This window comes from Gordonia insulae (assembly GCF_003855095.1).
GTDB lineage: Bacteria > Actinomycetota > Actinomycetes > Mycobacteriales > Mycobacteriaceae > Gordonia > Gordonia insulae.
Genome location: NZ_CP033972.1, coordinates 5,118,813 through 5,137,715 on the forward strand (window position 1 = coordinate 5,118,813; position 18,903 = coordinate 5,137,715).

At 67.7% G+C, this 18,903-nt stretch carries 18 protein-coding genes; 12 read left to right on the forward strand and 6 right to left on the reverse strand.

The features are described 5' to 3' along the window. The first annotated feature begins 5 nt into the window (after window positions 1-5). Window positions 6-725, forward strand: coding sequence for a hypothetical protein (locus D7316_RS23375; protein WP_124710390.1), 720 nt, complete (start codon window positions 6-8; stop codon window positions 723-725). Here D7316_RS23375 and D7316_RS23380 read toward each other — a convergent pair. Continuing rightward, the gene (locus D7316_RS23380; protein ID WP_197718294.1) at window positions 704-1,876 is read right to left on the reverse strand and encodes a GGDEF domain-containing protein; all 1,173 of its coding nucleotides are present in this window, start codon (window positions 1,874-1,876) and stop codon (window positions 704-706) included. The two genes, D7316_RS23375 and D7316_RS23380, sit on opposite strands and share 22 nt — an antisense overlap. A gap of 286 nt (window positions 1,877-2,162) precedes the next feature. On the opposite strand from D7316_RS23380, the gene D7316_RS23385 reads away from it, so the two are divergent. Continuing rightward, on the forward strand, window positions 2,163-3,551 hold the full coding sequence (locus D7316_RS23385) for a sugar transferase (protein ID WP_124710391.1): 1,389 nt from the start codon (window positions 2,163-2,165) through the stop codon (window positions 3,549-3,551). A 79-nt stretch (window positions 3,552-3,630) separates the two neighbouring features. After that, window positions 3,631-4,845: an EAL domain-containing protein gene (locus tag D7316_RS23390; RefSeq protein ID WP_124710392.1), complete on the forward strand. Its 1,215-nt coding sequence runs from the start codon at window positions 3,631-3,633 to the stop codon at window positions 4,843-4,845. A gap of 23 nt (window positions 4,846-4,868) precedes the next feature. Here the strand turns inward: D7316_RS23390 and D7316_RS23395 are convergent, their stop codons facing one another. Next, the gene (locus D7316_RS23395) at window positions 4,869-5,834 is read right to left on the reverse strand and encodes a 1,4-dihydroxy-2-naphthoyl-CoA synthase (RefSeq protein WP_124710393.1); all 966 of its coding nucleotides are present in this window, start codon (window positions 5,832-5,834) and stop codon (window positions 4,869-4,871) included. Between the two features lie 227 nt (window positions 5,835-6,061). On the opposite strand from D7316_RS23395, the gene D7316_RS23400 reads away from it, so the two are divergent. From D7316_RS23400 to D7316_RS23415, 4 genes are read left to right on the forward strand one after another with little or no spacing between them, the layout of a single operon-like run. After that, window positions 6,062-7,330, forward strand: a complete 1,269-nt coding sequence (locus tag D7316_RS23400) for a class I SAM-dependent methyltransferase (protein ID WP_124710394.1) — start codon at window positions 6,062-6,064, stop codon at window positions 7,328-7,330. After that, window positions 7,327-8,112, forward strand: a complete 786-nt coding sequence (locus D7316_RS23405) for a glycosyltransferase family protein (RefSeq protein ID WP_124710395.1) — start codon at window positions 7,327-7,329, stop codon at window positions 8,110-8,112. The genes D7316_RS23400 and D7316_RS23405 overlap by 4 nt, the downstream gene beginning before the upstream one ends. Beyond that, on the forward strand, window positions 8,112-8,762 hold the full coding sequence (locus D7316_RS23410) for a PIG-L deacetylase family protein (protein WP_124710396.1): 651 nt from the start codon (window positions 8,112-8,114) through the stop codon (window positions 8,760-8,762). Before D7316_RS23405 ends, D7316_RS23410 begins: the two co-directional genes overlap by 1 nt. Before the next feature lie 2 nt (window positions 8,763-8,764). Beyond that, entirely contained in the window at window positions 8,765-9,793 is a 1,029-nt protein-coding gene (locus tag D7316_RS23415; protein ID WP_124710397.1) for an NAD-dependent epimerase/dehydratase family protein, read from the forward strand. Here the strand turns inward: D7316_RS23415 and rfbC are convergent. After that, complete coding sequence (gene rfbC, locus D7316_RS23420) at window positions 9,777-10,331, reverse strand: dTDP-4-dehydrorhamnose 3,5-epimerase (protein ID WP_124710398.1); 555 nt, start codon at window positions 10,329-10,331, stop codon at window positions 9,777-9,779. The two genes, D7316_RS23415 and rfbC, sit on opposite strands and share 17 nt — an antisense overlap. A 14-nt stretch (window positions 10,332-10,345) precedes the next feature. Between rfbC and D7316_RS23425 the strand changes: the two genes are divergently transcribed. From D7316_RS23425 to D7316_RS23440, 5 genes are all read left to right on the forward strand, one after another. Beyond that, window positions 10,346-11,452, forward strand: a complete 1,107-nt coding sequence (locus D7316_RS23425) for a class I SAM-dependent methyltransferase (protein WP_124710399.1) — start codon at window positions 10,346-10,348, stop codon at window positions 11,450-11,452. Window positions 11,453-11,470: 18 nt separating this feature from the next. Then, entirely contained in the window at window positions 11,471-12,820 is a 1,350-nt protein-coding gene (locus D7316_RS23430; protein ID WP_124710400.1) for a glutamate-1-semialdehyde 2,1-aminomutase, read from the forward strand. Between the two features lie 89 nt (window positions 12,821-12,909). Beyond that, window positions 12,910-13,083: a hypothetical protein gene (locus tag D7316_RS27230; RefSeq protein WP_164473849.1), complete on the forward strand. Its 174-nt coding sequence runs from the start codon at window positions 12,910-12,912 to the stop codon at window positions 13,081-13,083. A gap of 24 nt (window positions 13,084-13,107) precedes the next feature. Continuing rightward, a complete protein-coding gene (locus tag D7316_RS23435; protein WP_124710401.1) occupies window positions 13,108-13,761 on the forward strand; it encodes a PaaI family thioesterase in 654 nt (217 codons plus the stop codon). A 158-nt stretch (window positions 13,762-13,919) separates the two neighbouring features. Then, window positions 13,920-15,761: a hypothetical protein gene (locus D7316_RS23440; protein ID WP_124710402.1), complete on the forward strand. Its 1,842-nt coding sequence runs from the start codon at window positions 13,920-13,922 to the stop codon at window positions 15,759-15,761. Window positions 15,762-15,783: 22 nt separating this feature from the next. Here D7316_RS23440 and D7316_RS23445 read toward each other — a convergent pair whose 3' ends face one another. From D7316_RS23445 to D7316_RS23455, 3 genes are all read right to left on the reverse strand, one after another. After that, window positions 15,784-17,070 carry a saccharopine dehydrogenase family protein gene (locus tag D7316_RS23445; protein ID WP_124710403.1) on the reverse strand — a complete coding sequence of 429 codons (1,287 nt, stop codon included), beginning with the start codon at window positions 17,068-17,070 and terminating at the stop codon, window positions 15,784-15,786. A 48-nt stretch (window positions 17,071-17,118) separates the two neighbouring features. After that, entirely contained in the window at window positions 17,119-18,201 is a 1,083-nt protein-coding gene (locus D7316_RS23450) for an AbrB family transcriptional regulator (protein WP_124710404.1), read from the reverse strand. Window positions 18,202-18,279: 78 nt separating this feature from the next. Then, window positions 18,280-18,897, reverse strand: coding sequence for a class I SAM-dependent methyltransferase (locus tag D7316_RS23455; protein ID WP_124710405.1), 618 nt, complete (start codon window positions 18,895-18,897; stop codon window positions 18,280-18,282). Window positions 18,898-18,903: the final 6 nt, after the last annotated feature.

Below are 18,903 nucleotides of genomic sequence, written 5' to 3' on the forward strand. Positions count from 1 at the left end.
CTGCGATGATTCTGACCCGCAGCGCAATTCCCACCGGCATCCACAGGGTCTCCGGACCGGACGTGGACTCAGGCTACACGGTCATCGCCGCGAGTCCAGGCGCCCAACGCCGCCTCTGGTTGGAGTATCTGAGGGGCGCCGAGGAGGCCTATACGCGGCATGGCTGCGCGGCCGCGCTCGAGTTCGACAAGGTCGTCTCCGGGGAGGGCACCGAACTGTTCTTCGCCGTCCTCGACGAGGACAACGAGGTCCGCGGCGGACTGCGCGTGCAACCCCGTTTCGACGCCGCGGCGCAATCGCATGCGCTGCAGGAGTGGGCGGGTCAGCCGGGGCAGGTCCAACTGGTGAACGCCATCGAGGAACGTCTCGGCGGGGGTGTCGTCGAGGTGAAGACCGCGTGGGTCGACGAGCGCTCGCCGATCGCCAAGGATGTGGCGGCGCAACTCTCGCGCCTCGGGTTGGTGATCATGGAGATGGCGGGGGTCGATCACATGATGGCCACTGCCGCCGATCACGTGCTGCGACGATGGCAGTCCGGCGGCGGGCGGGTCGACGAATCGGTGCTGCCGACGCCGTTCCCGGACGAGCGGTACCGGACGCAGCTCATGTGGTGGGATCGTGCGGCGCTGAAGGAGCGCACGTCGCCCGAGACCTGGCGTCGCATGCGCCACGAGGCCGACATGCTCCAGTCGCCGGACCTCGCTCACCTCTCGCCCGAGGCCTGAACGTCGACCGACTCGTCGGTCCGGCGGGAGAAGAGTTCGAACAGGCTTGCCGCAGGGGTGGATTCGTTCAACTCGACGGCAACGGTCCTGTTCGGTTTGCGCCAGACGATCGGGTCCATCGATTCAACGACGGCGATGTCCCGGCCCTGCTCCTTGGCGCGGTAGACGCAGTCGTCGGCACGGCCGAGCAATCGCCCGATGACATCATCGGTCGACGGCGCGTTGGACCGGGTCGAGGTGACCAGCGGGGCGCACACTCCGCCGACGCTCATCGTCACCGGTGCGATCTCGGCCACCGCGGCGCGGAACTGCTCGGCGCAGCGACGGAGCTCGTCCTCATCGCGGGCGACGCAGAAGACGAGGAATTCCTCGCCGCCGAACCGACAGACCACCGAGCCCGCCGGCGCGACCTCGCGGATCGCCGCAGCGGTCGAGAGCAGGACACCGTCACCGGCGAGATGTCCGTATTGGTCGTTGATCTTCTTGAAGTGATCGATGTCCATCAGCAGGATGCCGACCCATCCGGTGGACACGCGAACCGCCGCGAGGAGTTGCGACACCCGTGCCAGGAATCCGCGTCGGTTCAGCAGGCCGGTCAACGGGTCGATGCCACTGAGCCTGGTCTGCCGATCGAGAGTCATCTCCAGCGACCGGCGCAGGGCGACGACGAGGAAGACCGGCACGGTGATGGAGCCGATCATTGCGCCCACGCTGATGATGAACGCGGGAATCGACACCGTGGTGACGGCGAGGACCGTGGTGGATCCGACCACGGCCATCGCCGTCAGCGACAAGCTCACGGGTAACACGGGTGACATCGCGGCGATCGTCGGGATGACCGCGACGAGGCCGAGTACGGCGATCGACGGGCGCGGGTTGGCGAGGATCAGGGAGGTCCCGCAGATGCCGATGATGCCGAAACCGCCGAGGACGGCGAACTGCCAATCGGTGAGACGGTGCCGGCACGCCGTCACCGTGAATGCGGTCGCGATGAAACACCAGATGACGAGAAGGGGTATCAGGCCGCCGGGCCGCAGCGTGGTCGGTGCGACGACGGCGAAGATGGGCAGCGGGAGCACGCCCCCGGTGCTGATCAGTGTCGCCATCGACCTGGCGTCGTAGCGACGCAGCACCTTCCTGACTACTGACATGCAATGACCACTTTCCGTCGGGCGAACCGACGTCCCGCCCCGCAGTATTCGGAAACTGTTTGCGACTGAAACAAAAGATCGCGTGTCGACGATGTGCAATTAGCCGATGTGAGATGAAGCGACGCGAATGTTTCGTCGGCCCCGATAATAGCCCACCGACCGGCGAACCGCGCGTGATTCGATCGATACTCGCGGGGCGTCACATACCTCCGAGTTCTGATATTTTCTGCAGGCAGCCCTGGCCTTCCCGATCGGTCGGCCCCGAGTCCGAGAACGAGTCCCCAAAATGGTGTCAACACCTGTGCGGCGAGGCGGTCGCCGGTGGGCGCCGGTCGTGGCCCGCAACCGCACCGACGTGATCCTCGTCGGCCTCGATGCGGTGGTGCTCGTGCTGATCGCCGTGCTCGCGAACGGCGACGAGGGGACGCGCGGGCGACTCATCGGGATCGCGGGCGTGGTGGTGACCCTGGTAGCGCTCGACATGGCCGGCCTCTATCGGGCCAGGCTCACATTGTCTGCTCTCGATGATCTCCCGCGCCTCGCCGGGTGGTCGGTGATCACCTCCGGTGTTCTCTTCACCGTCGCCCGGCCGGGCGTGCACATCACCCGGGCCGCCGTCTATGCGGGGCTGGTGTTCCTGGCACTGTTCGCCGTCCGGCTCATGTACTTCGCATTCGCACGCCACCGGCGCCGGACATCGTCGAAGTACCGGATGCCGACCGCGGTGCTCGGTGGCGGACTGGTCGCGGTGGAGCTGATCGAGAGCACCCGGTCCCGCCCGGAACTCGGACTCGACATCGTGCTCGCGGTGAGTGACGATCCGATGCCCGAGCTCTCCGGTGCCGGGGTCCCGATCGAGGGCAACATCGCCGAGATCCGGAGCAAGGTCAAGGCCCACGGGATCAGCACGCTGCTGGTGGCGTTCAGTTCCACGCCGGATTCGCGGCTGGTCGCGCCGCTGCGGGAGTGCGACGAACTCGATTGCGAGATCTTCATCGTTCCCCGACTGTTCGAGTTCGTGTCCCTCACCGGGGACATGGACCGAATTCACACCATCCCGCTCGTGCGGATGCGACGAGATGCGCTGCGGACCTGGTACTGGAAGGTCAAACGCGTCTTCGACGTCACCGTGGTGTCGATCTCACTGATCCTGTTGAGCCCGGTCCTCGCGACGGTCGCGGCGGCGGTGTATCTTTCGGATCCCTCGGCGCCGATCATCTTCCGGCAACAGCGAATCGGGCGCGGCGGCCGTTTGTTCGACGTACTAAAGTTTCGGTCGATGCGGCCGGTGCCCGAACAGGCGTCGGATCACGAATGGCAACCGTCCGCCGAAGACCGGATCGGCACGCTGGGCCGATTCATCCGCAAGACGTCGTTGGACGAACTGCCGCAGCTGTGGAATGTGCTGCGCGGAGACATGTCGATCGTCGGCCCGCGGCCCGAACGGCCGCATTTCGTCGAGCAATTCGAGCATTCGATCCCCGCATACCGCGATCGTCACCGCGTCGAGGTGGGCCTCACCGGGTGGGCGGCCATCCACGGTCTGCGGGGCGACACGAGCATCACCGACCGCGCACTGTACGACAACTTCTACATCGAGAACTGGAGCGTGTGGCTCGACATCAAGATCATCATCCGCACCCTCGGCGCCGTACTCCGCGGTACGGGTAGTTGAATGTCCGATGTCCCCAGAAATGGGACGTGTGCCAGTAGAATTCGATCGATGTACGCACCGATGGTCGGGGGTGTCCAGGATGGCGGAGACAACCGCCGCGACTGACAGCTCGTGGTCGACGGCCGAGACCGTGATCGCGGTCGCGGCCGATCCCTACCACCGTGCCGCCGTCGCGTACGGCCGTGACGAATCCGTGCTCATGGCCGAGCTGTTCGTCACAGAGGTCCTGATGCCGATCAGTTCGCGGATCGGGTTCGATCGGCGCTCGGATCTCGAATGGCTGATCACCTTGCCCCCGGACGGTCCGGGACACGAGGAATTCGTGTCCGCGTCGAGAACGCGACTCGGCGCGCATCTCGTGGAGATCCATGGGCAGGTGACGTTTCTCGATCTCTGTATGGGCATCGCCGTCGGTACAGAACTCGAGGGGGTCTCGTCGCACGAAGACCTCATCCGCTGCGCCGATGCCGCGCTCTGCTTCGCGCTGTTCCAACAGCACAATGTCGTCGTCGCGACCGTCGACACGATGCAGATCGTCCGAGACGAGGTCGGCGTGGCAAACCGGCTGGCCATCGCGGACGAGCACGACTTCCATCTGCACTACCAGCCGATCGTCACGCTGCCCGACCTGCGGCCGGTGGGCTTCGAATCGCTGTTGCGGTGGCACACCGAGAGCGACGTGCTGGCCCCGGCGGTCTTCCTGGCGGCTGCGGAGGCGACATCTCTCATCGTGCCGATCGGCCGACGGGCGATCGGTGATGCGATCCGCACCCTCGCCACGGACATCTGGCCGACCTGCGGTGAGGATGCGTTCGTCTCGGTCAATCTGTCCGGTCAGCAGCTGTGGGACGACGGCATCGTGGAGCACATCGGTGGCCTGATCCGCGCCAATGACGTTGATCCACAACGTGTCTGGGTGGAGGTTCGGGAGGACGAGGCGATCCGTCTCGGCACGGCGGCGGCGCAGGCGATCCACGAACTGCACGAGATCGGGTGCACGATCTGCGTCGACGACCTGGGTGCGGGCTACTCGGCCCTGCGTTATGTGCGGGATCTGCCCGTCGACGTGCTGAAGGTGGACCGGACGCTGATCGCCGGTCTGGTGACGAACCCCTCGGACAGGGCTGTCGTGCAGGCGATCTGCGACATGTCACGCGCGACCGGGATGACCACTCTGGCCGAGGGAGTGGAGTCCGAGGAGGTGCTCGCCGAGCTCGGCGGACTCGGGTTCGACATGGCCCAGGGCTACCTCTTCGGCAAGCCCGAGCCGGCGGCGACGCAGTTCGGCGATTGATCGCGGCCGGTTCGGGCGGGCGCTCAGTAGTAGTAGGGGAAAGCGTCCCAATCGGGTGATCGCTTCTCCAAGAATGCGTCCCGGCCCTCGACGGCTTCGTCGGTCATGTATGCCAGGCGGGTGGCCTCGCCGGCGAACACCTGTTGACCCATGAGGCCGTCGTCGGTCAGATTGAACGCGAACTTCAGCATCCGCTGTGCTGTCGGCGACTTGCCGTTGATCTTTCGGCCCCACTCGATGGCTGTGTTCTCCAGATCAGCGTGCGCGACAACGCGATTCACCGCCCCCATGTGGTACATCGTCTCGGCGTCGTACGCGTCGCCGAGAAAGAAGATCTCGCGGGCGAACTTCTGCCCGACCTGCTTGGCGAGGTAGGCGCTGCCGTAGCCGGCGTCGAACGAGCCGACGTCGGCGTCGGTCTGCTTGAAGCGGGCATGCTCGCGGGAGGCGAGCGTGAGGTCGCACACCGAATGCAGCGAGTGGCCTCCACCGGCGGCCCAGCCGTTGACGACGGCGATCACCACCTTCGGCATGGTGCGGATGAGGCGCTGCACCTCCAAGATGTGCAGTCGCCCGCCCTCGGCCTTCACCCGTGCGTCGTCGACGGTGTCGGCGCCGGCTGCCGCGACATCGGAGTCGTGGCTGGTCGCGTACTGGTAGCCGGAACGTCCGCGGATGCGCTGATCGCCGCCGCTGCAGAACGCCCATCCGCCGTCCTTGGGGCTCGGCCCGTTACCGGTGAGCAGTACGGTACCGATGTCGGGGGAGCGCCGCGCATGGTCGAGCGTCCGGTACAGCTCATCCACCGAGTGAGGGCGAAAAGCGTTGCGCACCTCGGGCCGATCGAACGCTATCCGCACTATCCCGTTCGCCCGCCCCGACCCGGTGTGGCGGTGGTAGGTGATGTCGGTGAGCCCCTCGAAGCCGGGCACGACCGCCCACTGCTCGGCGTCGAACGGCTGGGCCTGCCCGGGGTCGGTGTTCGTCATGGATGTCAGCCTAGTGTCACGGGTCGGTGGCGTCGGCCGGCCCGTCCGGGGGATGGCTGATGTCCGATTGGTCCGGATTCACGTCAGCGGAGTGGTGATTCGCTGTCGGTCGGACGGGGTGGCCGGTTTTTGCTAGGCTGTCTCGCGGTTGGGGTCGACGTCGCGCGCGTGAGGCGGGTGCCGAGCACGTCGCGTGTCGCGCGAATCCCCAGGAAGGACACAGCACCATGGCATGCCGCCTGTGCGGAGCGCAGCAATTGCGGAGCGTGGTCGATCTCGGTGCGACGCCGCCGTGCGAGCGATTCCTCACCGCCGACGAGCTCGATGCGATGGAGCCGACGTTCCCGTTGCATCTGCGCCTGTGCGAGGAGTGTCTGCTGCTCCAGATCCCGGCGCTCATCACGCCCGAGGACACCTTCACCGAGTACGCCTATTTCTCGTCCTACTCGGACTCCTGGGTTGCGCACGCACGGGAGTTCGTCGACGCCGCGACCGCGCGACTCGGGCTCGATTCGGAGTCCTTTGTCGTCGAGGTCGCGAGCAACGACGGCTACCTGCTGCAGCATGTGGTGGCCGATGGCATCCCGTGTGTGGGCGTGGAGCCGTCGGTCAACGTCGGCGCGGCGGCCCGGGACAAGGGTGTGCCCACCGAGACCGCATTCCTGGACGAAGATCTCGCCGCCCGGATCCGCGATGAACACGGGCCGGCCGATCTCGTCGTCGCGAACAACGTGTACGCGCACATCCCCGATCTCCTCGGCTTCACACGATCCCTGCGCGGCCTGGTCGCCGACGACGGGTGGGTCAGCATCGAGGTCCATCACGCACTGAACCTGGTGCAACTCGGCCAGTTCGACACCATCTATCACGAACATTTCCAGTACTACACGGTGCTCAGCGCATCGCGTGCGCTGGCGACGGCCGGCCTGACGGTGGTCGACGTCGATCTGCTGCCCACCCACGGCGGGTCGATCCGCGTGTGGGCTCGGCCCGCAGACGTCGCCGGCGAGCCGAGTGAGCGTGTCGTGGAGGTCCTGACGATCGAGGCAGAGGCCGGGTTGCACACTGCCGCCGGATATCTCGACCTGCAGTCGCGCACCGAGTCGGTGCGTCACGAACTGCTCACCTTCCTGCTCGAGCAGCGGGCGGCCGGTAAACGGGTGGTGGGTTACGGAGCCCCCGGCAAGGGCAACACGCTGCTGAACTACTGCGGCATCCGGACCGACCTGCTCGAGTACACCGTGGACCGCAACCCGTACAAGCACGGCCGATTCACCCCGGGTACACGGATTCCGATCCATGACCCGTCGCGGATCGACGAGGACCGACCGGACGTCGTCGTGGTGCTGCCGTGGAATCTCGAGACCGAGATCACCGCGCAGCTCTCGCATGTCGGGGACTGGGGTGGGCAGTTGGTGTATCCGTTGCCGACCCTGCACGTCGCGGAACTCGACACAACTGAACAGGTCGACATCTCGGGAGGCGTGTGGTCATGAAAGTGGTTCTGTTCTGTGGTGGATACGGCATGCGGATGCGCAATGCACCCGGCGACGACGTCCCCAAACCCATGCAGATGGTCGGCCCGCGTCCGCTGATCTGGCACGTGATGCGCTACTACGCGCACTTCGGGCACAAGGATTTCGTGCTGTGCCTCGGATACGGCGCCAATCACATCAAGGACTTCTTCCTCAACTACGACGAGGCCGCATCGAATGACTTCGTGATGCGCGGCGGCGACGTCGAGCTGCTCGACACCGACATCGCGGACTGGTCGATCACGTTCATCGACACCGGTCTGGAATCGGCGATCGGCGAACGTCTGCGACGGGTGCGGCCCTACCTCGGCGACGACGAGTACTTCCTCGCCAACTATGCCGACGTCCTCACCGACGCACCGTTGAACGCGATGATCGACGAGGTCGTCGCATCGCAGTCGGCGGCGTCGATGATGATCGTGCCGCCGCAGTCGTCGTTCCACTGTGTCGACGTCACCGAATCCGGTGTGGTCAAGTCGATCACACCGGTCTCGAAGTTCCCGATCTGGGAGAACGGTGGGTTCTTCGTCCTCACCCAGGAGATCTTCGACCACCTGCCCGAAGGCGGCGACCTCGTAGAGGATGCCTGTGGCGCACTGGCCGAGCAGGGTCGGCTGTACGCCTACAAACACGACGGCTTCTGGAAGCCCGCGGACACCTTCAAGGAACGCGCGGAACTCGATGCGCGTTACTCCCACGGGGATCGTCCCTGGATGGTGTGGGAGAGCGACACCGGCGCCTGATGATCGACCTGACGACCACCGCGCTGACCGAGGTCGTGGTGCTCGGCGCGCACTGCGACGACATCGCCATCGGCATGGGCGGCACACTGCTGACCATGGCGCGCGCCCGGCCCGGTCTCCGGGTTCGGGCACTGGTGCTCACCGGCGGCGGCACGGAACGGGAGGCCGAGGAGCGCGCCGCGCTGGCCGCGTTCTGCCCCGGCGCCACAGTCGATCTCACGGTTCTCGACTTTCCGGACGGACGATCACCGGCGTACTGGGGGGCCGTCAAGGATGCTCTCGGCGTCTTCCGGCGCACCTCCGCGCCGGACGTCGTGTTCGCGCCGCAACGACACGACGCTCACCAGGACCACCGGACATTGGCCGAACTGGTCCCCACCGAGTTCCGTGACCACCTCATCCTCGGGTACGAGATCCTCAAATGGGAGACCGACACCCCGCAGCCGACCCTGTTCCATCCGATCACCACCGACGTTGCGCAGGAAAAGGTTCGGCTCCTGCATGAGCACTACCCATCGCAGGTCGCGCATGACTGGTTCGACGATCTGTCCTTTCTCGGCCTGTCGCGATTGCGCGGCGTCCAGTGTCGCCACCCGCACGCCGAGGCCTTCGTGCTCGAGAAGGCCCTACTGACCCTCGGAGGAGAATGACCATGCGCGTACTCGTGACCGGACACCAGGGCTACCTCGGCACCGTGATGGTGCCGATGCTGATCGCCGAGGGCCACGACGTGGTGGGTCTGGACAACGGATACTTCGCCGACTGCATCCTGGGTCCGGCGCCCGTCGATCCGCCGAAGGTGGAGACCGATCTCCGCGACGTCACCGCTGCCCAGCTCGCCGGGTTCGACGCGGTCATCCACCTCGCCGCGCTGTCGAATGACCCGCTGGGATCGCTGGCTCCCGAGATCACCTATGACATCAACCATTTCGCGTCGGTGCGGCTGGCCCGCGCCGCGAAGGACGCCGGCGTCTCCAGATTTCTGTACGCCTCCACCTGTTCGGTCTACGGCTCGGCGGGGGAGGACCTCGTCACCGAGGACGCCCCGCTGCGCCCGCTGACGCCGTACGCCGAGAGCAAGGTGCGGGTCGAGGACGACGCCGCGGCGATCGCGGATTCGGGCTTCGCGCCGGTGTTCCTGCGCAATGCCACCGCCTTCGGCTTCTCACCCCGACTGCGCGCCGACATCGTGCTCAACAATCTGGTCGGGCACGCCGTGCTCACCGGGGACGTCCGTGTCCTGTCGGACGGCACGCCGTGGCGGCCACTGGTGCACGCCCAGGACATCGCGCGCGCCTTCATCACCTGCCTGACCGCGCCGACCGAGGCGATCTATTGCACCGCCTACAACGTGGGAACCGAGACGAACAACCTGACCGTCGCCGACATCGCACAGTCGGTGGTCGAGGCGGTACCCGATTCCACGTTGCTGATCACCGGGGAGAGTGGCCCCGATCCGCGGTCGTATCGAGTGGACTTCTCCCGCGCCCGTGCGGGTCTCGGGTACGAGGCGACGTGGTCGATCCCGGACGGGGCGCGTGAACTCTATGCGGCGTACACCTCGTACGGTCTGACCTCCGACGCGTTCTTCCAGCGGTTCACCCGGCTGCCGCAATTGGAGAAGCTGCAGGCCGCAGGTGAGATCGATCAGTCGATGCGCCGGGTCAGCGCACGTGCCTGAGCAGTTCCCGCCAGCTCCCGGCGGCCGCATCGCGGCTCGACACCACGGTCACCGGCACCGGCCACACGATCGCCAGGTCGGGATCGTGATAGGCCACCCCGATGTCCTCGGCGGGATCGTGCGGGCGATCGATGCGGTAGCAGACGTCGGCGAGATCGGACAGCGCCTGGAACCCGTGCAGGAATCCCGGCGGGACGTAGAGGTGATGGAAGTCGGTGTCGTCCAGGCGGAATCCCTGCTTGCGGCCGAATGTCGGCGAGTCCGCTCGGATGTCGACCAGCACGTCGTACACGGCGCCGCGGGCGCAGCGAACCAGCTTGGCCTCGCCCCGGCCCGACCTCCCGTGCATGCCGCGCACCACTCCCTGCGCGGACCGCGACTGCGAGTCCTGGACGAAGCCGGCCGACGCACCCGGACGGCCGAGGTGGGCGTCGAAGATCTCCGCGTCGAAGGTGCGGGTGAACAGCCCGCGATCGTCGCGGAAGGGCTGCGGCACCAGCAAGACCACGTCGGCGAGGTCGGTCGTCTCGATTCGCACCAGGTCATCGTCGCATGAGCGTGTGCCGGGCGTGTGGGGTCGACGATCTGCACGTGGTTCTCGAACTGGGCAGCGTGCCCGCCGCGGACCATTTCCCGCCGGCGGATGAACCGGTGTCGGCCGCCGAGTCGGCGCATCCGGCGTCGATGGTGTTGTGTGGTCGGTGCGGGCTCGCGCAGCTGGCCGACGACGACACCCAGACGCAGGAGCCGCGTGGCGTGGAGCCCCAGGCCCTGGTGGACCAGGCGAAAGCCGCCGTCGACGATGCCGCGGCGGCAGGGTGGCTGCGGGGCGGCACCGTCACCGAGTTCGGTAGCCCGCATGGTGGCACCTGGATCCCGAACCTCACGGAGCGGGGCTTTGTCGAGGTCGGTCACGAGCATCCTGGCGGTGCCGACGTGGTGATCGATTCGCTGGGCATCATGCACGAACCGGATCAGGCGGCGGCCATACGGCAGCGAGCCGCCGCGACGGCCCCCGACGGTGTGCTGCTGCTGCAGTTCCACTCGCTGGCCGCGATCGTCGCGCAGGGTCAGTGGAATGCGTTGCGGCACGGACACTTCGCGTACTATTCGCTGCCCGCGCTGGTCCGGTTGCTCGCCGATGCCGGTATGTCGGTGGCGACCGCATGGTCCTACGACCTGTACGGCGGAACGGTGATGCTGGCGGCCGTGCACGGCGAGGTCCGGTCGGACGAACGGGTGCGCGACATCGTGGATCGCGAGGCGACGATGACCGACCCCGACGTGGTGCGCGGACTGCAACGGGTCGTCGACCGCCACACCGGCGGCCTCCGCGACTGGCTGGCCGCCGAGGCGGCGGCCGGGCGGTGCGTCTACGCCTACGGCGCCGCGTCCCGGGCGGTCGCCGTGTTCAGCCTCGCGGGGGTGGAATCGTCGCTGGTGACCGCGGTCGCCGATGCTTCGCCGGGCAAGCAGGGCCGCCGGATGCCAGGATGTGACGTACCGATCGTCTCGCCGGCCGAACTGATTGCGGCGCAGCCGGACCGGGTCCTGTTGATGGTCCCCGACCTGTTGTCCGAGGTGAGCACCCGATACCCGGAACTCGATGGTCGCTGGCACGTCGACGGTGCCGACGGATACCCGACACCAGAGGGATGAGCCGAGAAGGATGACGAGATGAGCGACCCGGCCCGCAGTTTCGCGGAATCCAACCGTCTGCAGGCGGACCTGCACCGGATGGTGCCGGGTGGCGCCCACACCTATGCTCGGGGCGCCGATCAGTACCCCGACGACATGGCGCCGGTGCTGGTGCGCGGTGCTGGTGCTCGCGTGTGGGATGCGGACGGCAACGAGTACGTCGAATACGGGATCGGCCTCCGATCGGTCACCCTCGGGCACGGCTTTGCGCCGGTGGTCGACGCGGCATGCGCGGCCATCGCCGACGGCATGAACTTCAGCAGACCCACCGTCGTCGAGGTCGCGGCCGCCGAGGACTTCCTCGCGCTGGTGCCGTCCGCCGAGATGGTGAAGTTCGCGAAGAACGGGTCCGACGTCACCACTGCCGCAATCCGGTTGGCGCGTGCAGCGACCGGTCGCGAGAAGATCGCCATCTGCAATCACCCGTTCTTCTCCGTCGACGACTGGTTCATCGGGGCGACCGACATGTCCGGCGGAATTCCGGCCGACGTCGTGCAGAAGGGATTGCGCTTCTCCTACAACGACATCGACTCGCTCCACGCCCTTTTCGACGCCCATCCCGGGGAGATCTGTGCGGTGATCCTGGAGGCGGCCACGGCGACCGCCGAGCCCGCACCCGGCTTCCTCGAATCGGTGCGCGAACTGTGCGACGCGCAGGGCGCACTGTTGGTGTTCGACGAGATGATCACCGGTTTCCGATGGTCCGAGCACGGCGCGCAGGGGCTGTATGGCATCACCCCCGATCTCTCGTGCTGGGGTAAGGCGATGGGCAACGGTTTCCCGGTGTCGGCTCTCGCCGGCAAGCGCGAGTACATGGAGCTCGGTGGGCTGAACACCGACCGTGATCGGGTCTTCCTGTTGTCCACCACACATGGCCCCGAGACCGGGTCATTGGCAGCGTTCCGGGCGGTCGTCGAGGCCTATCGGACGGGTTCGCCGATCGCGGCGATGGAGACCGCCGGGCGCAGGCTCGCCGACGGGGTGAATGCGTTGTCTGCCGAGTTCGGCGTCGACGACCGGCTCGAGGTGATCGGTCGTCCGTCGTGCCTGGTGTTCGTCACCCGCGATCCGCAGGGGGTCCCGTCGCAGGCCTACCGCACGCTCTTCCTGCAGGAGATGCTCGAACGAGGCGTCCTGGGGCAGTCGTTCGTGACGTCGGCGGCGCACACCGACGACGACATCGACCACACCATCGACGCGGTGCGAGCAGCGTTGCCGATCTACCGTCAGGCGCTCGAGGCGGGCACGCTGGACGGGTTGCTGCGGGGGCGTCCGGTGGCGCCCGCACTGCGTCGACTGGCGCAACCGCGCCGGTTGCTCGGGTCCTGACGCCCGCCACAACGATTGTGGTGAAGCTGTGACCTGCAGGTGACGGACTCGGTGGTGGGAATCGCGCCGTGAGTGCCATGCTGGGAGCCATGTCCGGATGGATACTCGCCGCGATCATCATCACCGTCTGGGTGACGGTGTCGGTGATCGTTGCGCTCGTCGTCGCGCGTGCCGTGCGCCTGCGCGAGCGCAACGAGAAACCACAGCCCAGCCGGGGTGCCACCGGCTTCGACACCGACGGCCGGACTCGTCGCGACCGCTGAGCGGGCGTTCTATACGGTTGGTCCATGAGTGATGGTGCAGCCGGCCCCGATGTGACCGCCGAGGTCGAGGATCCGCACGAGGGTGGTTTCCGTGCGCACACCGCCATCACCACCGACCGCGGTGGCCCGCGGTACGGCGAGTTCAGTGAGCAGGTGCGCACGCTGATGGACCGGGTGCGCTACGCCAATCCGTCGCCCGAACTCACCGACGAGCTGATCGGTGAGCTCGCCGCGATCAACGAGAAGCTCGCGGCGGTGCGCATCGACGAGTGGCATTCGCCCGCCGGCACCCGGATCGATCTCCCGGCCCGCGGCAACATCACCCTGCCGCCCTATGAGGTCGACGAGGTGAACGACGACGGCGTCTTCGCGACCGTCACCTTCCGCGACTTCCACCTGGGTGGCAACGCCGCCGCGCATGGTGGTCAGATCGCGGTGGCGTTCGACGACCTCGGTGGCTACGCCTCGGCGGTGGCGATCCAGGGCGTCAGCCGGACCGCGTACCTCACCGTTCAGTACCGGTCGATCACGCCGTTGAACACCCCGCTGCGCTGCCGCACCTGGGCCGAGAAGGTCGACGGTCGCAAGGTGTCCATCAAGGGCACGCTGCACGACGGCGACCGGCTGTGCGCCGAGATGGATGCGTTGTTCATCAAGCTCAATCCGGGTCAGCAGTAGGCGGTTCCGACCAACGCTTCCGCCGCCGGCCTGATCGTCGGACCCGGTAACGATCTGGTACTGCCGTCCGATTCACCTCGTGATACGTCCCGGCAACGCTGAATCACCGGGACTCGGTGATTCGCGTTGCCCGTGGTTCGGGCCGGTGAGGGGATTTCATGACGAAGTCGTCGGTGAAGAAGCTGGGGCTGACCCGTCGCATCGTCGCGACGTCCGGGATGGCGGCGGCATTGTTCGTCGTCGCACCGGCCGCGATCGCCGCCGCGGAGGACGGGACGGGCGGAACGACGGACGCGTCGTCGGCGCCGGCGGAGACCGCGACGGAGCCGTCGGTTGGTGCGGACGCGTCAGGTGCGGGAGTCTCGGGTACCGACGGTGCATCCGGTACCGCGACGGAGCCCGGCGCCGGGACATCTGACGGCACGTCGGCCGAACCGACCGAACCTGCCGGCGACGGTGCGGGAGTGACGCCGGGCGCCGGCGGTGCGAGCGATGACACCACCGCGGCCGACGACACCGCCACCGAAGAGGCCGCTGCTGAGGACACCACCACCGACCCGCCGACATCGGGTGTGGAACCTGATGCCACGCCGACCCACCCGTCCGCCGACGACGAGAACGCGACGTCGACCGCTGAGGCGCCGACATCCTGGTTCTCCGTCGGCGGCCGACATCGCGCCGACACCGCACCGACGGGCCGGCATCGCGACGACTCACCGCCGACCGGGCGCCATCGCGCCGATGCCACCTGGACTGCCGGGGCCAACGGCTCCACCGCGGGCGAAACGCCCGAGGTGCCCGTCGTCATCGACGAATTCGTCGGGGAGCCCGGCGACGTGGTCGCGGTCGCCGCGCCGTCGAGCACCGGGCCCGGAAGTGTCTTCTACCAGCTCGTCACCGGCTCCGGCAGCGCTGCGCTGATCTTCCTCAACCAGAACCTGACCGCCGCCGGGGTGCTGAATCGGCGTGGCCGCGAGGACGGATCGGACTACCTGGGTTCGCTCGGGCCGGGTGAGCAGGTCACCGTTGCGGCGCAGACCGTGGCCGAATCGTCGGCCGGGAACCGGCTCGCCGTCGACGACACCGACGATTCACTGCTGGCCCAGGCGATCCGGGTCGTCACCGCCCGACTGGTGTGGGCCGGCATCGACCACGACAACCGGTATCTCGACCCGTCCGACTTCCAGGTGCTGATCGGCGACAACTACCGGATCGTCGACAACGACGGCATCACCTACACCTACGACACCGATGCCGACACGATCACCTTCACCAACACCACCGACGAGGACGTCGCGATCATCGCGGTGGATCAGTTCAACGTCCCGCACGGCGACGGGATCTACGTGGTGCCCGCGGGACAGTCGACGACCATCGACGCGTCCGGCGACATCTCGGGCTATGTCATGCAGGGCCAACGTGATTCGGCCGGTCGCGCGATCATCTACGGCATGGTCGTGGTGCAGGACGATCAGACGCTGAGCTACAACTTCAACCCGTTCGGCGGGGCGATCCGCGACACCGCCGACCCCGTCGCGGATCCGGACGATCGGTTCTGGGACCCGTCCGACGGCCTGGCGACCGGCATCCTGTGGCCGACGTTCGCCGCGGGCGCCGACGGCGCCACGGACGGCGTCTACTACACCACCGACACCGGCGGGATGACCATCCACAACGACAGCGACCAGGACATCGCGGTCACCGTGTTCACCGGTGGTGCGGCCTCGAACAGTCTGCCGCAGACCGACTTCTACATCGTCGAGGCCGGCGGGGCCCACCGCATCGACCTGCCGGAGGGCTCGTACGCCGTCACCTCGGTCCAGGGCGAGCGGGCATCGGACGGCATGCCCCGGCTCTACGGCACGCTCGTCGCGCAGGGTACCGCCGGCGGTCCGGCGGTCACCGAGACGGATACCCTTCCCGGCGACGGGATTCCGTCGATCACCCGCCGTACGCCGGACGCGGTGAAACCGGTCGAGGCCGCCGCGGTCGTCGCCTGAGGGTGCGGTAGACGATTGACGATCAGGTGAGTTCGACGGCCTCGAGCCTGGCACCCGCGGTGCGCAGGCGGTCGGTCAGCACGTCGCCCATGGCGGCGGCGGGAGTCAGGACGCCGGTCAGGCCGGAGAGGCGATCCCGCTCGAGTGCCAATGAGAGTGCGCTCTCGGCGAGCATCACCGCGGTCGCCTTGTAACCGGGGTCGCCCTTCATCCGCATCTGCGAGCGGTAGCGGCGCCCGGTGGTCGTGGTGGTGTAGGTCTCGGTGACGAAAGATCCCTTGTCCCTGGACTTCTCGCTCGGCCCCTCGCCGGGGGAGGGCAGCACCCGGTCGAGCAGTTTGCGGGTCGGGCCGAAACTCATCGCACCCAGGAACACGCCGGTCCCGACGGCGACGGCACCCGCTGCCAGCGTCGACAGCCCGGGGGTCTGGCCGACCGACATCGTCTCGGCGTAGCGGAAGTCCTTGCCGTAGGCGTCGTCGAGAAGGGCGTTGGTGCGACGCACGATCCGGGTGTTGGAGGCGGCCATGAAGAACGGTGCCAGAGTGCCGCGCAGCGACGGGTCGACCTTCTTGGCGCTGAGGATCGTCATGTCGCTCGGCTCCGATGAGATCGCGGGCCGGGGTGTATTTCCCGGCTCCCCCGACAGCGAATGCGGATTGAGCAGGAGTCGTCGGGTCTCCGCGTCGCGGGACTGCTCGGCGATGACACGCACCGAATCGATGGTGCCGCCGGAGATGCCGCCCTTGAACGACTTGACGACGAAGGTGGTGTCGGTGAGCTCCCCGGCGTCGTCGGCGGCGATCTTCTTGTAGAGCAGATAGGCCCCGAGATCGGAAGGGATCGAGTCGAATCCGCAGGAGTGCACGATGCGTGCGCCGGTGGCGACCGCGGTCTCGTGCGCCTTGTTGATCGAGTAGTGGACGAAGGGTGCCTCGCCGGTCAGGTCGACGTAGTCGGTGCCCGCGCTCGCCGCCGCGACCACCAGGGCCTCGCCATAGCGGAGGTAGGGCCCCACGGTGGTCAGGATGACGCGCGTGCGGGCGACCATCGCATCCAAGGACGCCGGCGACGACGAATCGGCGACGATCAGCGGCCAGTCGTGCGCGCGCAGCGGCAGCCGCTTGCGCGTGGCGGCGAGTTTGGTCTCGGACCGCCCGGCGAGCGCGACCTTGGTGCCGATCGGCGAGTGATCGGCGAGGTAGCGGGCGGTGAGCTCGCCGACGAAACCGGTCGCGCCGAAGACGACGACGTCGAACTCGCGGGTAGTGGATGATCCTGTGGCTGCTGAGCCGGCCTCCCCATTCATGTTCTCGACTGTAGACAGGTCGCGACGGGCGGTCGAGGGCCGCCGGTGTCAGCTGCCGAACCGGCGGGCGGCCGCGCGCGCGGCGAACGGCGCCACGAAGAGCATGAGGAGCACCCGCAGGATCTGCGCGGCGACGACGAATGCGACGTTGCCGCCTGCGGCGGTCGCGGCGGCGAGGACCGCGTAGATGCCGCCCGGTGTGGTCGCGAGGTAGCAGTCGAACATCGACTCACCGGTCCACGCCGACAGGAGGACGCCGAGCAGTGCACAGCCGGCCCCGATCGCGAGGATCAGCACCAGAGCCGCCGGCAGCACGCGGCCGATGGCGCGGAGTCGCTCCATGGTGAACCCGAGGCCCGCCTGCCATCCGATCACCGCGTAGGCGAGCGTCAGCAGGATCGACGAGACCGCGGCGTCGCCGGCGAGACCGGTCAGTTCGGCGATCGTCGCGATCGCCATCGGCCCGAGGAGTCCGGCGGCGGGCAGCCGGATGAGTCGGCCGACCGGGATTCCCACGGCGAGGCAGATCGCCAACAGGAGCAGGCCCCAGAGCTGGTCGGTGCCGCTCGGCGGCACCACCTCGACACCCGATGATCGGGCGTCGAAGACCAGCGAGGCGACCAACGGGATGGTGACGGTGACCAGCGCGACCCTGAGGTATTGGATGACCGCGACCATGCGTTCGTCGCCGCCGAGTTCGCGGGTGAGCGCGACCAGGCCCGACGCGCCACCGGCGACCAGCGCCAGTGAGCCGGTGAGCGGATCCACCCGCCGATGCAGCCCCAGCAACGCCCCGCCGATCACCGACAGGGCGAGGGTGCCCAGGCCGATGACCAGTACCGGAAACCACGACGATCCCAGTCCGGACAGCGTCTCGGGATCGGCCATCGTGCCGATGAAGACACCGAGCACCCCCTGGGCGGCGAGCATCGCCGGGCGCGGGATGACCGGAGGCTCGGGGTCGTCGGGCGGGGTCTCGGCTGGTGCCCGACGTCGCGGTGCGACACCGGCGATGGCCAGCACGCCGGCGACGACGAGACCCGCGAACAACGCGGCCGCGTCCACTTCGAGGAGTTCGAGAAGAAACGTCGCGGCCGCGGTGAGGGCGGCCAACACGATCCAACGACGCACCCGGTCGAGCCTATGTGCGTGCGCGGCCGGGGGCGCGGTCGGCGGGGGCTCGGTGTGGCCCCGGTCTCGAAATCGAGGTCAGCCGACCGTCGCGACGCCCAGGTTCATCGCGGCGAATGATTTGGGCGTGCCGGGCTGATAGAACCGATCGACGGTGGTCACGGTGAATCCGGCGTCGGTGAGGGATCCGGGGATGTCGCGGGTGAGGTGGCAGCCACCGGCGACGCGCCGCTGGATCGGCTCGAGGCGCCGCTGCCAGCGGCGCACGGCCTCGTCGGGAGCGCTGCCGTGCTCCAGGAAGTGCAGTGTCCCTCCGGCTTTCACGACCCGCGCGACCTCGGACAGCGCCGCGGGCAGGTCCGGGATGGTGCACATCGTGAAGGTGGTCAGGGCGGCATCGAAGCTGTCGTCGTCGAACGGCAGACGCTGTCCGTCGAGGCCGGCCCGATCGATCGGTACCGTCGACGACGCGACCCGGTCGGCGGCGAGTCGCCAACCGTTGTCCGACGGTTCGATCGCGGCGATCCGGGTGACCGCCTCCGGGTAGCAGCCGACGTTGAGCCCGGAACCGAAACCGAGTTCGACGACCTCACCGGACAGCCCGACGCACGTCCGGCGCCGTAGCGGGGTCAGTGCCGACATCCCGCACGTCACGTTGATCAGGTGGGGCAGGACGCGGTCGTCGTAGAAACCCATGTGCTG

Bases quoted from the DNA above. Each gene is read 5' to 3' on its own strand.
- D7316_RS23375 (WP_124710390.1), top strand. From the start codon at position 6: ATGATTCTGACCCGCAGCGCAATTCCCACCGGCATCCACAGGGTCTCC.
- D7316_RS23380 (WP_197718294.1), bottom strand. From the start codon at position 1,876: ATGTCAGTAGTCAGGAAGGTGCTGCGTCGCTACGACGCCAGGTCGATG.
- D7316_RS23385 (WP_124710391.1), top strand. From the start codon at position 2,163: ATGGTGTCAACACCTGTGCGGCGAGGCGGTCGCCGGTGGGCGCCGGTC.
- D7316_RS23390 (WP_124710392.1), top strand. From the start codon at position 3,631: ATGGCGGAGACAACCGCCGCGACTGACAGCTCGTGGTCGACGGCCGAG.
- D7316_RS23395 (WP_124710393.1), bottom strand. From the start codon at position 5,834: ATGACGAACACCGACCCCGGGCAGGCCCAGCCGTTCGACGCCGAGCAG.
- D7316_RS23400 (WP_124710394.1), top strand. From the start codon at position 6,062: ATGGCATGCCGCCTGTGCGGAGCGCAGCAATTGCGGAGCGTGGTCGAT.
- D7316_RS23405 (WP_124710395.1), top strand. From the start codon at position 7,327: ATGAAAGTGGTTCTGTTCTGTGGTGGATACGGCATGCGGATGCGCAAT.
- D7316_RS23410 (WP_124710396.1), top strand. From the start codon at position 8,112: ATGATCGACCTGACGACCACCGCGCTGACCGAGGTCGTGGTGCTCGGC.
- D7316_RS23415 (WP_124710397.1), top strand. From the start codon at position 8,765: ATGCGCGTACTCGTGACCGGACACCAGGGCTACCTCGGCACCGTGATG.
- D7316_RS23425 (WP_124710399.1), top strand. From the start codon at position 10,346: ATGAGCGTGTGCCGGGCGTGTGGGGTCGACGATCTGCACGTGGTTCTC.
- D7316_RS23430 (WP_124710400.1), top strand. From the start codon at position 11,471: ATGAGCGACCCGGCCCGCAGTTTCGCGGAATCCAACCGTCTGCAGGCG.
- D7316_RS27230 (WP_164473849.1), top strand. From the start codon at position 12,910: ATGTCCGGATGGATACTCGCCGCGATCATCATCACCGTCTGGGTGACG.
- D7316_RS23435 (WP_124710401.1), top strand. From the start codon at position 13,108: ATGAGTGATGGTGCAGCCGGCCCCGATGTGACCGCCGAGGTCGAGGAT.
- D7316_RS23440 (WP_124710402.1), top strand. From the start codon at position 13,920: ATGACGAAGTCGTCGGTGAAGAAGCTGGGGCTGACCCGTCGCATCGTC.
- D7316_RS23445 (WP_124710403.1), bottom strand. From the start codon at position 17,070: ATGAATGGGGAGGCCGGCTCAGCAGCCACAGGATCATCCACTACCCGC.
- D7316_RS23455 (WP_124710405.1), bottom strand. From the start codon at position 18,897: ATGGGTTTCTACGACGACCGCGTCCTGCCCCACCTGATCAACGTGACG.